Annotated in this window: 13 protein-coding genes; 4 read left to right on the forward strand and 9 right to left on the reverse strand. The window is 72.1% G+C overall.

Features of this window, described 5'->3' with window-relative positions; all coding sequences use genetic code 11:
• Nucleotide 1: 1 nt before the first annotated feature.
• The 6 genes from ACZ6A9_RS05275 to ACZ6A9_RS05300 form a co-directional block, all read right to left on the reverse strand.
• Complete coding sequence (locus ACZ6A9_RS05275; RefSeq protein WP_468978704.1) at nt 2-1,102, reverse strand: calcium:cation antiporter; 1,101 nt, start codon at nt 1,100-1,102, stop codon at nt 2-4.
• A 292-nt stretch (nt 1,103-1,394) separates the two neighbouring features.
• Nucleotides 1,395-2,396 carry a TerC family protein gene (locus tag ACZ6A9_RS05280; RefSeq protein ID WP_468978706.1) on the reverse strand — a complete coding sequence of 334 codons (1,002 nt, stop codon included), beginning with the start codon at nt 2,394-2,396 and terminating at the stop codon, nt 1,395-1,397.
• Nucleotides 2,397-2,684: 288 nt separating this feature from the next.
• Complete coding sequence (locus ACZ6A9_RS05285; protein ID WP_468978709.1) at nt 2,685-4,691, reverse strand: TerD family protein; 2,007 nt, start codon at nt 4,689-4,691, stop codon at nt 2,685-2,687.
• Nucleotides 4,692-4,773: 82 nt separating this feature from the next.
• Entirely contained in the window at nt 4,774-5,352 is a 579-nt protein-coding gene (locus tag ACZ6A9_RS05290; RefSeq protein WP_468978714.1) for a TerD family protein, read from the reverse strand.
• A gap of 134 nt (nt 5,353-5,486) precedes the next feature.
• The gene (gene uvrB, locus ACZ6A9_RS05295) at nt 5,487-7,628 is read right to left on the reverse strand and encodes an excinuclease ABC subunit UvrB (RefSeq protein ID WP_468978717.1); all 2,142 of its coding nucleotides are present in this window, start codon (nt 7,626-7,628) and stop codon (nt 5,487-5,489) included.
• Between the two features lie 40 nt (nt 7,629-7,668).
• A complete protein-coding gene (locus ACZ6A9_RS05300; RefSeq protein ID WP_468978720.1) occupies nt 7,669-8,529 on the reverse strand; it encodes an MHYT domain-containing protein in 861 nt (286 codons plus the stop codon).
• Nucleotides 8,530-8,809: 280 nt separating this feature from the next.
• On the opposite strand from ACZ6A9_RS05300, the gene ACZ6A9_RS05305 reads away from it, so the two are divergent.
• Both ACZ6A9_RS05305 and ACZ6A9_RS05310 read left to right on the forward strand, forming a co-directional pair.
• On the forward strand, nt 8,810-9,685 hold the full coding sequence (locus ACZ6A9_RS05305) for a glycerophosphodiester phosphodiesterase (RefSeq protein WP_468978722.1): 876 nt from the start codon (nt 8,810-8,812) through the stop codon (nt 9,683-9,685).
• A 64-nt stretch (nt 9,686-9,749) separates the two neighbouring features.
• A complete protein-coding gene (locus tag ACZ6A9_RS05310; protein ID WP_468978725.1) occupies nt 9,750-10,325 on the forward strand; it encodes a methylated-DNA--[protein]-cysteine S-methyltransferase in 576 nt (191 codons plus the stop codon).
• A 34-nt stretch (nt 10,326-10,359) separates the two neighbouring features.
• On the opposite strand, the gene ACZ6A9_RS05315 is transcribed toward ACZ6A9_RS05310, so the two are convergent.
• On the reverse strand, nt 10,360-10,788 hold the full coding sequence (locus ACZ6A9_RS05315) for a VOC family protein (protein WP_468978727.1): 429 nt from the start codon (nt 10,786-10,788) through the stop codon (nt 10,360-10,362).
• Nucleotides 10,789-10,892: 104 nt separating this feature from the next.
• Here ACZ6A9_RS05315 and ACZ6A9_RS05320 point away from each other — a divergent pair, with 104 nt between their 5' ends.
• Nucleotides 10,893-11,801: a pseudouridine-5'-phosphate glycosidase gene (locus tag ACZ6A9_RS05320; protein WP_468980628.1), complete on the forward strand. Its 909-nt coding sequence runs from the start codon at nt 10,893-10,895 to the stop codon at nt 11,799-11,801.
• Nucleotides 11,752-12,726, forward strand: coding sequence for a carbohydrate kinase family protein (locus ACZ6A9_RS05325; protein ID WP_468978730.1), 975 nt, complete (start codon nt 11,752-11,754; stop codon nt 12,724-12,726). Before ACZ6A9_RS05320 ends, ACZ6A9_RS05325 begins: the two co-directional genes overlap by 50 nt.
• A 257-nt stretch (nt 12,727-12,983) precedes the next feature.
• Here the strand turns inward: ACZ6A9_RS05325 and ACZ6A9_RS05330 are convergent, their stop codons facing one another.
• A complete protein-coding gene (locus tag ACZ6A9_RS05330) occupies nt 12,984-13,412 on the reverse strand; it encodes a CBS domain-containing protein (RefSeq protein ID WP_468978734.1) in 429 nt (142 codons plus the stop codon).
• Nucleotides 13,413-13,569: 157 nt separating this feature from the next.
• Nucleotides 13,570-14,202 carry a nucleoside/nucleotide kinase family protein gene (locus tag ACZ6A9_RS05335; RefSeq protein WP_468978737.1) on the reverse strand — a complete coding sequence of 211 codons (633 nt, stop codon included), beginning with the start codon at nt 14,200-14,202 and terminating at the stop codon, nt 13,570-13,572.
• Nucleotides 14,203-14,378: the final 176 nt, after the last annotated feature.

Below are 14,378 nucleotides of genomic sequence, written 5' to 3' on the forward strand. Positions count from 1 at the left end.
CCTACGGGTTGATCGCCAGTTCTAGGTAGGCGGCGAGCAGCACCAGGTGCACTCCGCCCTGGAGGGGTGTGGCCCGTCCGGGCACCACGGTCAGCGCGCCCACGACCATGGTCAGGGCGAGCAGCACCATGTGGGTGTTGCCGAGCCCGAGGACGAGGGGGCCGGTGAGCCAGAGGGAGGCCAGCGCGACGGCGGGGATGGTCAGGCCGATGCTGGCCATCGCCGAGCCGAGCGCGAGGTTCATGCTGGTCTGCACCTGGTTGCGGCGCGCGGCGCGGACCGCCGCGATGGTCTCCGGGAGGAGAACCAGCAGGGCGATGATCACACCGACGACGGAGTGGCCCAGCCCTGCGGCCTCCACCCCCGACTCGATGGTGGGCGAGACCCCTTTGGCGAGACCGACCACGCCGATCAGGGCCAGACCCAGCAGGCCGAGGCTGATCAGGGCGGTGCGGGTGGAGGGCGCCGGGGCGTGCTCCTCCGGTGTGGCCGCCTTGCCCGGTTTGACCACCGGCAGGAAGTAGTCGCGGTGTCTGATGGTCTGGGTGGCGACGAACAGGCCGTAGAGGACCAGCGAGGAGACCGCCGCGAAGGTGAGCTGCACGGTGGAGAACTCGGGGCCGGGCTTGCTGGTGGTGAAGGTCGGCAGCACGAGGCTGAGGGTCGCCAGCGTCGCCACGGTGGCGAGGGCCGCTCCGGTGCCTTCCGAGTTGAACACCGCCGTGCCGTGGCGCAGTGAGCCCACCAGCAGGCTGATGCCGAGGATGCCGTTGACGGTGATCATCACGGCCGCGAACACGGTGTCCCTGGCGAGCGTGGCGCTCTGGTCGCCGCCGTCGATCATCAGGGTGACGATCAGCGCCACCTCGATGACGGTGACGGCGACCGCGAGGACCAGGGAGCCGAAGGGCTCACCGACCCGGTGCGCGACCACCTCGGCATGGTGCACGGCGGCCAGCACGGACGCCGCGAGGACCAGGGTCACCACCGCGACGAGTCCGCCGGGCAGATCGCGTCCCCAGGTCAGCACCAGCAGCAGTACGGCGACAACGGGCACGATGGTCGTCCACCGCGTCGCGACTGCCCTGAGCGAAGCGATCACGGGGCGATCGTCGCAGACGTGAGGGCGGCCCGCAGCTTGCCCGCGGCTTCCGGCCGGCGGCGGGCCGTGGAGGCGGTGGGGGGTGTCACCGCTGCCCGGCGTGTCCCTCCGGCGCGCCCTCCTGATCGTCTCGGGGTCATCATGGTCACGCATGGCCTCCTGGTACGCGTCGTACGGGGTCGGGGGCGCCGGCGAACGGCGCGGGTGGAGACGGACGGGCACCGGGAGCGGTGGCCGGCGGTGTGCAGCCCTTCGCTCCCGGTGCCGGTGTCTCGCTGTGCGTCCGACGGGGTCAGACGTCGATGTCGTCCTTCGCGGGGCTCTCGCCCCGGCCCTCGGCCGACGCGGTCTCCGCCATCTTGCGGGAGGCCCGCAGGCTGGTGAGGGTGGTGATGATCAGGACACCGCAGATCACGCCCAGCGACACGGGGATGCTGATCTCGGGGACGTGGACCCCGGACTCGTGCAGTGCGTGCAGCACCAGCTTCACACCGATGAAGCCGAGGATGATCGACAGGCCGTAGGAGAGGTGGACCAGCTTCCGCAGCAGTCCGCCGATGAGGAAGTACAGCTGCCTGAGGCCCATCAGCGCGAACGCGTTCGCCGTGAACACGATGTACGGGTCCTGGGTCAGGCCGAAGATCGCGGGGATCGAGTCCAGCGCGAACAGGACGTCCGTGGTGCCGATGGCGAGCATGACGACGAGCATCGGGGTCATGACCCGCTTGCCGTTCTGCTCGATCCACAGCCTGGTGCCGTGGTAGCGGTCGGCCACACCGAAGCGGCGCTCGGCGGCCTTGAGGAGCTTGTTCTCCTCGAACTCCTCGTCTTCCTCGTCGGCCCGGGCCTCCTGGATGAGCTTCCAGGCGGTCCAGATGAGGAAGGCGCCGAAGATGTAGAACACCCACGAGAAGCTGGCGAGGATGGCGGCGCCGGCGGCGATGAAGATCGCGCGCAGCACCAGGGCTATGAGGACACCGACCAGGAGAACCCGCTGCTGGTACTGCGACGGCACCGCGAACTTCGCCATGATCAGGACGAAGACGAAGAGGTTGTCGACGCTCAGCGATTTCTCGGTGATGTAGCCGGCGAAGAACTCGCCGCCCGCCTGTGCCCCGCCCCAGATCAGCAGGCCGACGCCGAAAAGCGCGGCCAGCACGATCCAGACGATGGTCCAGATTCCGGCTTCCTTGATGGATACGTCGTGCGGTTTGCGGCCGATGAAGAAGTCGACGGCGATGAGGGCGCACAGGCCCACGATGGTCAAGACCCACAGGGTCATGGAAACTTCCACTGCGCCTCCGGCAGATACGTCACACAGGCAATGTCAGCGTCGTCGCTGCCGGAGGTCTCTTCCACCCGGCCGCCGGGCGCTTCGAACGCGTCCGGACGGTCCTTCGGGCCGACGCCCCGGGATCTGGCCTGATCCGTATTGACGGGGTCGCCGCACAGACAGGGAGTACTCCCCTCCGTGCGGCCAACAGTACCCAATCACCAAGGGTTGGTAAAGGGAGAAGTAAAGAAACTTACAAAGGCGCTGTTCAGGCGCCTTTTACGCGATCTTGGTGAAGGCGGTGAGGGGTCACCGCCGCCCTGCGCGGCGGGCGGCGGCGACCTGGGTGAGCACATGATGGAGCACCTGGCTGCCCGGCGGCACCACCGGCGGCTCGTACGTCCAGGCGTGCCCGACCCACGGATCGGCGAGGTGGTCGTCGGGTACGGCGGTCAGGCGCAGCAGCGACCGCCACAGCGGGTCGAGCAGCGGTCCGTATGCGGAGGAGTCCTCACGGTCCGCGACCATCATCAGGTGGACGCCGACGGACGGGCCCTCGTCGGCGAGGTACCGGAGCTGGTTCACGGCCCGGTCGTCGAAGCCGTGCGGGAAGTCGTTGACGATCAGCAGGTGCTGGGAGGTGTCGAAGCCGGGCGGCAGCGCGTCCGGGGCGCCTCCGCGCAGCGCCATCTGCACCAGGTCGACCCGCTGGGTGAGCCGGCCCAGTACCTCCCCGACGCCCGCGGCGCCCTGGGCGGGCGGGGCCGGCAACACACCGGTCCGTGTCAGTGGCGCCAGCGCCTGCGCGCCGGTACCGGCCGGATCGATGACGTGCACGGTGAACTCGCCGGCCGGGTAGACCGCGAGCAGCCGGGCGGCGTGCGCCACGGCCGTCTCCATGGCCAGGCGCCGCATGTCGTGGGAGTCGGTGAAGGAACCGTCGAACGAGTCGGTCCGGCCGCTGTCGATCCACAGCCCGCGCTCCAGCGGCAGCCGGAGCAGCATCGGGATGCGGAGCGGGTCGGCCTCGGGCAGGCGGAGGTCGCCCAGGCGGAGCGCCATGGGTATCTCCATCGGCACCCGGTAGGCGTGCCAGGCGGGGTTGTCCCAGCGGGCGAACGCCGGGGGCAGGGCGGGTTCGACCACCTCGGCCTCCGCGACCAGCTGCGCGAGGTCCCGGTCGAGGGATTCCCGCGCCTGGCCGACGAGCTGGGTGTGCCGGGCCCGGGCGGCCTCGCGGGCGGCGTCGCCCTGGCCGCCGAGGCGGCTGCGCGGATCGGACAGCGCCTGCTCGAGCTCCTTGTCCATGCGGGACTCGGCGAAGTCGACGGCGCTGCGGTAGGCGGCGGCGGTGCGGGCCAGGTCCTCGAACATGCCCCAGACCTGGTTGTAGAGCCGCTCCTCCATGGACCAGCCGGTCGCGTCCCCCGCGACGGGCTGGGCGGGCTGCCCGGGCCGGGGCTGCGGCGCAGCGGGCGCCGGAGGAGGCGGGGCGGAGGTCTGCCGTCGGGGGTGGCTGTAGTCGACCGGGCCGCCGGTGGTGGGGGCGGGCGGGTCCGCGGCACCGGCTCCGTGGGCCGGCTGCGGTCCGCCCTGGCCGGGCCCTGCGGACGGCTGCCCGCCGAACGGCGGCGGTACGGGGCCGGGGGTGGCCTGGGGTGCGGTGCCGCCCTGGTCGGGACCGACCGCGGGGGCCGCCGCCTGCCGTGAGCGGTCGGCGTCGGCCGGACGGGGCGGGGGCGCCTGCACGGAGCGGGCGAGGCCCCGCGCGACCGCCTCGTTGATGGTCCCGGCGAGCTGTACGGCCTCGGGGAGGGACTGGTCGGTGAGGAGTTCGGCCAGGCCGCCCGCGTAGCCCTGGCCGACGGCGCGGACCTTCCAGGCGCCCTGGCGCCGGTAGAGCTCCAGGGCGACGACGGCCGACTCGGCCTCCAGGCCCGTGATGGTGTAGCTGGCGACCTCCTCGCCGTCCAGGCCGGTGACGGCGACGAAGGGGGCCGCCACGGCGCCGAACCGGACGGGCCCCGGGCCGCCGCCCGCCGCGGGCAGCCCGAGCAGGACGCTGACGCGGTGCACCGCCTCCGTCATGGCGTCCAGGTCCACCGCGAGGCGGTGGTCGGCGGCCGCCTGGCGCGACACCTCCAGACCGGGCTGGGTGGGGGCGCCCGGGTGGGCCACCCACTCGGTCCCGTGGATCCGGCCGCTCTCGTCGCCGAGCGCGGCCGCGGCCACGACCGGTGTGCCGGCCGAGATCCGGATCTCCAGACGGGACTGGGAGAGCGGGTGGTTCTGCCCCCGCACCAGCTCGGCCGTCATCGCCTTCGTCCCCCTGCGTCGCGTGTGTCGGGTCGTGTGCCGCGCACCGGCCCCGCCGGGGGTGCCGGTGCGCCTCCGGCGCCTAGAGGACCGGCAGGATCGCCGGCATCAGGTCCTGGAAGGTACGGCCGTTGGCCGGGTTGCCGAGCGCCGTCATCGTCCAGCCGGTGCCGGTGCGGTGCACCTTGGCCATGATCTGAGCGGTGTAGGCGCCGCCGCCGGCCAGCGTGTAGCGGGCGAGCTCCTGGCCGTTGGTCTCGTCGACGAGGCGGCAGAACGCGTTCTGCACCTCCTGGAACGTCTGGCCGGTGAAGGAGTTCACGGTGAAGACGATCTGGTCGATGTGGACCGGGACGCGCGAGAGGTCGACGAGGATGGCCTCGTCGTCGCCGCCCTGGCCGACACCGCCGACGAGGTTGTCACCGGTGTGGCGCACGGAACCGTCGTCGCTCACCAGGTGACGGAAGAAGACGACGTCGACGGGCTGCTTGTCGGCGAACAGGACGGCCGAGGCATCCAGGTCGATCTCGCGGGTGCGCGAGCCGAACAGGCCGCGACGGGGAGCCGCCTGCCAGCCGAGACCCATGCGCACCGCGGTCAGGCTGCCTCCGTCGTCCTTCTGCAGACTGATGGCCTGACCCTTGGTCATGTTCACGGTCACGCGCTGATTCCCCTCTCGAACTGTCCCCTGTTGCCGCGGTACCGCGGTTGTCAGAACCCTACGCAGGGGCACTGACAGTGACGTACCCAGGTCCGCACTTTGTGTCGTTCTTGCAACACATCCCGTGCGGAGTGTCAGGAGAGGCCGACCTCCCGCATCTGCCGCAGTTCCTTCTTCATCTCCGACACCTCGTCGCGCAGCCGGGCGGCGATCTTGAACTGGAGGTCTGCCGCGGCGGCCCGCATCCGCGTGGTCAGTTCCTCGATCTGCTCGGCGAGTTCCGCGGCGGGACGGTCGGTCGGGACGGTCTCGGCGGCCTTGCCCTTGGCGCCCTTGGCGTTCCTCGCGGCCTTGCCGCCGAGGGAGGGCACGGGCGCCTTGGTGCCGCCGCCGTCCTTCTTGGCCTGGCGGTAGCCCGAGCCGAGCAGCTGCTCGGTGTCGATGTCCTCGCGGGCGATCTGCGCGACGATGTCGTTGATCTTCTTGCGCAGGGGCTGAGGGTCGATGCCGTTCGCCTGGTTGTAGGCGATCTGCTTCTCCCGGCGGCGGTTGGTCTCGTCGATGGCCTTCTCCATCGCCGGGGTGATCTTGTCGGCGTACATGTGGACCTGGCCGGACACGTTGCGCGCCGCGCGGCCGATGGTCTGGATCAGGGAGGTGCCCGAGCGCAGGAAGCCCTCCTTGTCGGCGTCGAGGATCGCCACCAGGGACACCTCGGGCAGGTCGAGGCCCTCACGCAGCAGGTTGATGCCGACCAGGACGTCGTACTCGCCGGAGCGCAGTTCCCGCAGCAGCTCCACGCGGCGCAGCGTGTCGACGTCGCTGTGCAGGTAGCGCACCTGGATGCCGAGCTCCAGGAAGTAGTCGGTGAGGTCCTCGGCCATCTTCTTGGTGAGCGTGGTGACCAGGACCCGTTCGTCCTTCTCCACGCGGGTGCGGATCTCGTGCACCAGGTCGTCGATCTGGCCCTCGGTGGGCTTGACGACCACCTCGGGGTCGACGAGGCCGGTGGGGCGGATGATCTGCTCCACGAAGCCGTCGGAGCGGGAGAGTTCGTACTGTCCGGGGGTGGCCGACAGGTAGACGGTCTGGCCGACGCGCTCCTGGAACTCCTCCCACTTCAGCGGGCGGTTGTCCAGGGCGGAAGGGAGGCGGAAGCCGTGGTCGACGAGGGTGCGCTTGCGGGAGGCGTCGCCCTCGTACATGGCGCCGATCTGCGGGACGGTGACGTGCGACTCGTCGATGACGAGGAGGAAGTCGTCGGGGAAGTAGTCCAGCAGGGTGTTCGGCGGGGAGCCGGGAGAGCGGCCGTCGAAGTGCATCGAGTAGTTCTCCACGCCGGAGCAGGAGCCGATCTGGCGGAGCATCTCGATGTCGTAGGTGGTGCGCATCCGCAGCCGCTGGGCCTCCAGCAGCTTGCCCTGCTTCTCCAGGTCGCTCAGGCGCTCGCCGAGTTCCTTCTCGATGTCGTTGACCGCGCGCTCCAGCCGCTCGGGGCCGGCGACGTAGTGGGAGGCGGGGAAGACGTACAGCTGCCGGTCGTCGCTGATGATCTCGCCGGTGAGCGGGTGGAGCGTGGACAGCGCCTCGATCTCGTCACCGAACATCTCGATGCGGACGGCGAGTTCCTCGTAGACCGGGAAGATCTCGATGGTGTCGCCGCGCACCCGGAAGGTGCCGCGGGCGAAGGCCATGTCGTTGCGCGTGTACTGGATGTCGACGAAGCGGCGCAGCAGCTCGTCCCGGTCGACCTCGTCGCCGACGCGGAGCTGGACCATGCGGTCCACGTACTCCTGCGGCGTGCCCAGGCCGTAGATGCAGGAGACGGAGGCGACCACCACGACGTCGCGGCGGGTGAGCAGGGAGTTGGTCGCCGAGTGGCGCAGCCGCTCGACCTCCTCGTTGATCGAGGAGTCCTTCTCGATGTAGGTGTCCGACTGCGGGACGTACGCCTCGGGCTGGTAGTAGTCGTAGTACGAGACGAAGTACTCGACGGCGTTGTTCGGCAGCAGCTCGCGGAACTCGTTGGCGAGCTGGGCGGCCAGGGTCTTGTTCGGCGCCATGACCAGGGTGGGGCGCTGGAGCTTCTCGATCATCCACGCGGTGGTGGCGGACTTGCCGGTGCCGGTGGCGCCGAGGAGGACGACGTCCTTCTCGCCTGCTTCGATGCGCCGGGCGAGGTCGGCGATGGCCGTCGGCTGGTCGCCGCTGGGCTGGAAGGGGCTGACGACCTCGAAGGGCGCCACCGTGCGTTCGATCTGGGAAACGGGCCGCATGCCATCAACGGTACGACCCGCCACTGACAACGGGTGCGGATCAGTGGCGCTGCGGGGCCCGGGGGCGGCGCTCCACGGGACCGCGGTGGCGCAGCCGGGAGCGCGACGGGCGGTGGGCCGGGGAGTGGGCGGGGATGCCGGGCCGGCGCTCGGCGGGGGGTCGGCGGGGCCCGCCGGTGATCACCAGTGGGTCGACGGCCACGACGACGCCGGCGAGGACGAGGAAGGCGAGCGGGCCGATCATCAGGGGGCCGAGCAGGGCGGCGGCGGATTCGCCCTCGGCGGGGACGGCCGAGCCGTGGACGTGCACGTCGAGCGCGGCCATGCCGGTGTAGTGCATCCCGGTGACGGCGAGCCCCATGACGAGGCTCGCGCCCACGCTCCACAGGAAGCCCCGCACCTGCCCGGCCGCCCACAGGGCGGCGCTGGCCGCGGCCATGGCGATGACCACGGAGGCGGCGACCACGAGGGTGTCGTACTCCAGCCGCCCGTCGAGGCTCATGCCGGCCATGCCGAGGTAGTGCATCGAGGCGATGCCGAGGCCGGTGACGGTGCCGCCGGTGAACAGGGCCGTGCCGGTGGGGCCCCGGTAGCCGACGATGAAGATCCCGGTGCCCACCATGACGATGCCGACGGCGAGGCTGGCGAAGGTCAGGGCCCGGTCGTAGTGGATGGGGGTGCCTTCTATGGCGAAGCCCATCATGCCGATGAAGTGCATCGTCCATATGCCGGAGCCGATGACCACGGAGCCCAGGGCGAGCCAGGCGGGGCGCCAGGGCCGGGGCGCCGTCATGGACCGGGTGGTGCAGCGCAGGCCCAGAGCGCCGCCGAGGCATGCCATGAGAAAGGCCACCAGCGGTGTGACCAGGCCGTAGCTGAATCCGTCGACCGTGCCTTGCATGCGCGGCTGTCCTTCCCGCCCTGTACGTCCCGCGGTGTCCCGGTGTGAGCCCCCCTCCCCGGACCGCGAGGGCGGCCCGGGTGACGCAGAGAGTATGACCCCCACCGGAATGGTCGAACGACCTACCGGCAAAGAATCACGCCCTTGCCCCAGGTGTGTGGCAACAGTGTGCGGAGTTCGGGCAAGTCCGTTCAATTTGTGGTCATCCTGTGCCCGCCTCGCCTTGACCGTCTGCTGTCAGAGTTGAGCTGACCGTGATCGTTCGACGCGAGGAGTACGCATGCACGCACGCGCTGTCGCAGCATCGGCCACCGCGCTCCTGGGAACGGCCGCCCTGCTGCTCCCGCTCCCGCCCGCGCGGGCCGCCGCCGCCACCGGACCGCACCCCGCGGTCGTCGCCCACCGGGGCGCTTCCGCGTACGCGCCCGAGAACACGCTCGCGGCCGTCGACAGGGCCGCCGCCCTGGACGTCGAGTGGGTGGAGAACGACGTCCAGCGGACCAGGGACGGTGCGCTCGTCGTCCTGCACGACGACAGCCTGCAGCGCACCACCGACGTCGAGGAGGTCTTCCCCGACCGGTCGCCGTGGAAGGTGAAGGACTTCACCGCCGCGGAGATAGCCCGGCTCGACGCGGGCAGCTGGTTCGGGCCCGCGTACGCGGGCACGCGCGTACCGACGCTCGAGCAGTTCCTGGAGCGCGTGGAGCACCACGACCAGAAGCTGCTGCTGGAGCTGAAGAACCCGCAGCTCTATCCGGGCATCGAGGGCGAGACGCTGAAGGTCCTCGCCAACGAGGGGTGGCTCGACGCCGGGCACGTGGGCGGCCGGCTGGTCGTGCAGAGCTTCAGCGCGGACAGCGTGCGCATGGTCCACGCCCTGAAGCCTGCGGTGAAGACCGGGTTCCTCGGGACGCCGCCCGTGGCGGACCTGTCCTCGTACGCGGCCTTCACCGACCAGATCAACCCCTCGCACGGTTCCCTCTGCGCCCCCTACGTCGCCGCCGTGCACGGCTTCCGGGGGCCGCACGGCGCGCGGATGGAGGTGCACACCTGGACCGTGAACGACGCGGCCGCGGCCCGGCGGGTCGCCGGGTTCGGAGTGGACGGCATCATCACCAACACGCCGGACGTGGTGCGGGACGCGGTGGGCGGCTGAGCGTCCGCCCGGGTCACCGGGCGGACGCCCCGGACTGTCGGTGGCGGGTCGTACGCTGAGGCGCATGGACAGCCATGGGCAGGACGGACAGCCGGTCGTGTGGACCGTCGTGGCCACCCGTATCGGCCCGCTGCTGCTGGCCGCGACCCGCGCGGGCCTGGTCAACGTCGTCTTCCACGCCACCGACGAGGTGCGCGACCGCGCGCTGGGGCGGCTGGCGTCCCGGCTCGGCGGCGAACCGGCCGAGCTGGGCACGGCGGCGGCGCAGGAGGACGGATCCGCGCTGCTGACCGAGGCGGTGCGCCAGGTGGAGGCGTACCTCGCGGGTGAGCGGCGGTTCTTCGAGCTGCCGCTGGACTGGTCCCTGATATCGGGCTTCAACCGCGAGGTGCTGCGCGAACTGGCGGACGGCGTGCCGTTCGGCACGGTCGTCGGGTACGGCGACCTGGCCGGACGGGTGGGTCAGCCGGGCGGCGCCCAGGCGGTGGGAACGGCCATGGGCGCCAATCCCCTGCCGGTGGTCGTGCCCTGTCACCGGGTCGTGGAGCGGGACGGCGGCATCGGTGGCTTCGGGGGCGGGCTGGAGACCAAGCGACGGCTGCTCGCCCTGGAAGGCGTGCTGCCCGAGCCGCTGTTCTGACGGCTCGGGCGGCATCGTGGGGCCTCGCGGCCGGTCAGTCGTAGTGCCGTGCCTCGAAGACGTTTCCGTCCGGGTCGCGGAAGTAGAAGCTGCGCCGTGCGAGGCCCCGCGCCCCGAAGGAGTCGTGGGAGAGGTCCGTCACCGGTACGGACTGCTCCAGCAGACGGCTGCGGAGGGCGTCGAAGGCGTCGGCCGGCAGGGACAGGCAGACGTGGTTGACGGGGTGGCCGGAGCTCTCGGCGGCGCCCGGGAGCATCGTCATGCGTGCGGCCATGGTCAGCGGCATGAGGTCGAGGATGGTCTCCTCGTTGACCCGCACCGAGGGGAAGGGGGCCTCACCCGCGGAGTAGTCGGGGAGCCTGACGGGCTCCAGCCCCACGGCCTTCTCGTAGAAGCCGGCGGCGGCGATGGGATCACGCACCCACAGCACGATGTGGTCGAGTCGAGTCGTGTGGTCCGTCATGGCTGCCAGCCTCCGCGACCCGTGCCGCGACACGCAAGGGGTTTGTTGCCGGGCGTGGCTCGCCAGAGATGAGAGGGAGGCGGCAGACAGGAGGCAGGCGCGTGGTGCTGATGGTGTCCGGAGAGGTACGGGAGGCGGTCGTCGCGGGCCGGCCGGTGGTGGCGCTGGAGTCGACGATCATCGCGCACGGGCTGCCCCGGCCGCGCAATCTCCGGGTGGCGCTGGAGCTGGAGGCCGCGGTACGGGAGGAGGGCGCGGTCCCGGCGACGATCGCCGTGCTGGACGGGCGTCCCCTGGTGGGTCTGGACAAGGAGCAGTTGGAGCGGGTGGCGAACGAGGACGGCATCCGCAAGCTGGGCCACCGTGATCTGCCGCTGGCGGTGGCGGCCGGGGCGAGCGGGGCGACCACGGTGTCGGCCACGGCGCTGCTGGCGGAGCTGGCGGGCATTCGGGTGTTCGCCACCGGGGGGCTCGGCGGGGTGCACCGGGAGTGGACGGTGACGCAGGACGAGTCGGCCGACCTGGGGCTGCTGGCGCGTACCCGGACCACCGTGGTGTGCGCGGGGGTGAAGTCGATCCTGGACGTACCCGCGACGTTGCAGCGGTTGGAGACCCTGGGAGTGGCGGTCGCCGGGTACGGCACGGACCGCTTTCCCGGCTTCTACCTGTCCGACTCGGGGCATCCCGTGGACTGGCGGCTTGACTCGCCGGGGGAGGTGGCGCGGGCGATGCGTGCGCAGGACGCGCTCGGCGGGCCGGCGTCGGCGCTGATCGTGGCCAATCCGGTTCCCGAGGAAGAGCAGCTGGATCCCGGGGTGCACGCGCGGGTGCTCGACGAGGCGCTGCGCGCGTGCGAGGCGGAGGGGATCACGGGCCAGGCTGTCACCCCGTTCCTGCTCGGCCATCTGGTCCGCGGCACCGGCGGTGCCTCCCTCGCGGCGAATCTGGCGGCGGTGCGCGGCAATGTGCGGCTGGCGGCGCGGGTCGCGACGGCCTGGGCCGCCGGGGAGTAACGGCGGGGTGAGGGGCGCGGTGCGGGGTGGGGCGCTGCTGGTCGCCGGTGATGTGATCACCGATGTGGTGGCCCGGCACCGGGGGCCGCTCGCGCCGGGGACGGACACGGCGGCGGCGATCCGTACGGTACCGGGGGGTGCGGGCGCCAATGTGGCCTGCTGGGCGGCGCGCCGGGCCGGCGCGGAGGTGCGGTTGCTGGGGCGGGTGGGCGCGGACGCGGCGGCCTGGCACGAGAGGGAGCTGACCGCCTGTGGGGTCCGTCCGCTGCTGGTGGTGGACGAGTCGGCGCCGACCGGGACGGTGATCTGCCTGGTGGACGAGGGTGCGGCGGCCGAGCGGACCTTCCTCACCGACAGCGGGGCGTCGCTGCGGCTGGATCCGGGTGACTGGTCGGACTCGTTGCTGGACGGGGTGTCACGGCTGCACCTGTCGGGTTATCTGCTGTTCTCCGACTCGGGCCGGGCGTTCGTCGAGGTGGCGTCGAAGGCGGCGCGGGCGCGGGGGGTGCCGGTGAGCCTGGATCCGGCGTCGGCCGGCTTCCTCGGCACGCTGGGTGCCGGCCGGTTCCTGGCGCTGGTCGCGGGGGTGGACGTGCTGCTGCCCAGTCGTGACGAGGCGTGTCTGCTGACGGGGGTGCCGGATCCGGTGGACGCGGCGGCGCGGCTGAGCCGCCATGTGCCGCTGGTGGTGGCCAAGCAGGGAGCGCGGGGGGCGCTGCTCGCCCGGTCCGGTGAGGTGTACGCCCGGGTCCCGGCCGTACCGGTGACGGCCCTGGACACCACCGGCGCCGGGGACGCCTTCACCGGCGCGTTCCTCGCGGCCCTGCTCGCGGGCGCGGAGCCGGTACAGGCGGCGAGGGAGGGCTGCGGGGCGGGCGCGCAGGCGGTGGGGCGCACCGGGGGCCGTCCGCCCGCGCCCGCCTGACGGGCGGCCGTCGTCTCCAGCGGGAACTGCCGTTGCCCGCGGGGGGACGCGGCGGACGGGCCGTTGTCCACAGGCGGGAACGCGGCGAACCGGCCGTTGTCCACAGGCCCGCACGCGTTTCGTCCGGGACGGGCAGACTGGCGGTGCGCGCAGCGAGAAGGGGACGGCACGGGCGAGTCACGGAAGGGGGGCCACATGCCGATCGCACCGACAGTCAGCGGGTGAGCCGGCTTACCGCGACGACACCGGTGAGCGGGTCAGCTCTTGGCGGACCGGGCGTAGACGGTGCCGGTCCAGGTGGCCATCTGATCCTCCGTCAGGTGGCGGGCGAGGTCCGCTTCGCTGATCATGCCGACGAGGCGTTTGTCGTCGATGACGGGGAGCCGGCGGATCTGGTGGGTCTGCATCTCCTGCAGGACATCGTCGATGTCGGCGTCCGCGGCGATCCAGCGCGGGGTGCCCTTGGCCATCTCGCCGGCGGTGACCTGGGCGGGATCGTGGCCCATGGCGACGCAGCCGACGACGATGTCGCGGTCGGTGAGGATGCCGCAGAGCCGCTCGTTCTCGTCGCTGATGGGCAGGGCGCCGACGTTGAGTTCACGCATCAACTGGGCTGCGCGGTCGAGGGTTTCGTGAGCGGGGATCCACTGGGCGCCACGGTGCATGATGTCTCCGGCTGTGGTCATGGAGTACCTCCCGGTGCCGGACGGCCGGCGCGGCGCCGGTCGCACCGCGAGTCCCGGCGCCTTTCATTCTCGTCGCGTCGCCCGTGGACGGCACCCGGGGAGCGGTGCGCCCCGGGCACGGCGCGGGCGGGGTGGCCGGCGGTCTCCCCCACCGGTGTCAGCCGCGCCAGGCGGGATGACGGGGGTCGTCGGCCCGCACCAGGACGTCGGCCGTGCCGGCCGGGTCGGTCTCCTGCTCGTAGCGGGCGAACGCGGGGAGGGTCCAGTGGTCCGCGTCGGGGGTGCGGCGGCGCAGGGCGCCCGGGGAGAGGAGGACGTGGACGCTCAGGTCGAAGGGGAACCAGTGGCGCAGGAGGAGGGGCCCGTGCAGCAGCAGCACACCGCCGGGCGGGAGCGGGACGTAGGGGCTGCGGGTGGCCCGGTCGGTGCGGGGGTCCCACAGGTCGGGCAGGACCCGTCCGCTGCCGCCCGGTTCGAGGGGGCCGAACACCTCGCGCCACAGGGCCCCGGTGTCGTACCAGCCGTTGTAGTACGACTCCGTGTCCTGGTGTCCGTATTCGAGCCGGACGGAGGCGGGGCGCAGGAAGCCTTCGGTGCCCACGGTCAGGGAGGGACGGCCGCGTATCCGCAGCGCGTCGGCGATCCGTGCGGCGAGGTCGCCCGGGCGGGCGGCCGGGGCGCCGTCGAGGGCGATCCGGGGCCAGGGTCCGCCGTCGGCCGTCCTCAGTTCCAGCAGCCGGTCGGCGAGGAGGTCGCCGAGCCGCTCCCAGGTGATCGGTTCGAGTCGCACACGGCCATGATGCGCCTGCCCGGGGCACGGAACGCGGCGCGGGCCCGGTCGGGGGTCCGGGGGCTGGACGCTCGCGCATGTGCCGGCGCGGCTCGGCCATGGCGGGGTGGGGCGCGGGTCGCCTTCACTGGTGGTGACGGGCCGGACGGGACGGGTGCCGGCCGGGGAGCGGGGTG

Source organism: Streptomyces sp. NPDC041124 (assembly GCF_055592385.1).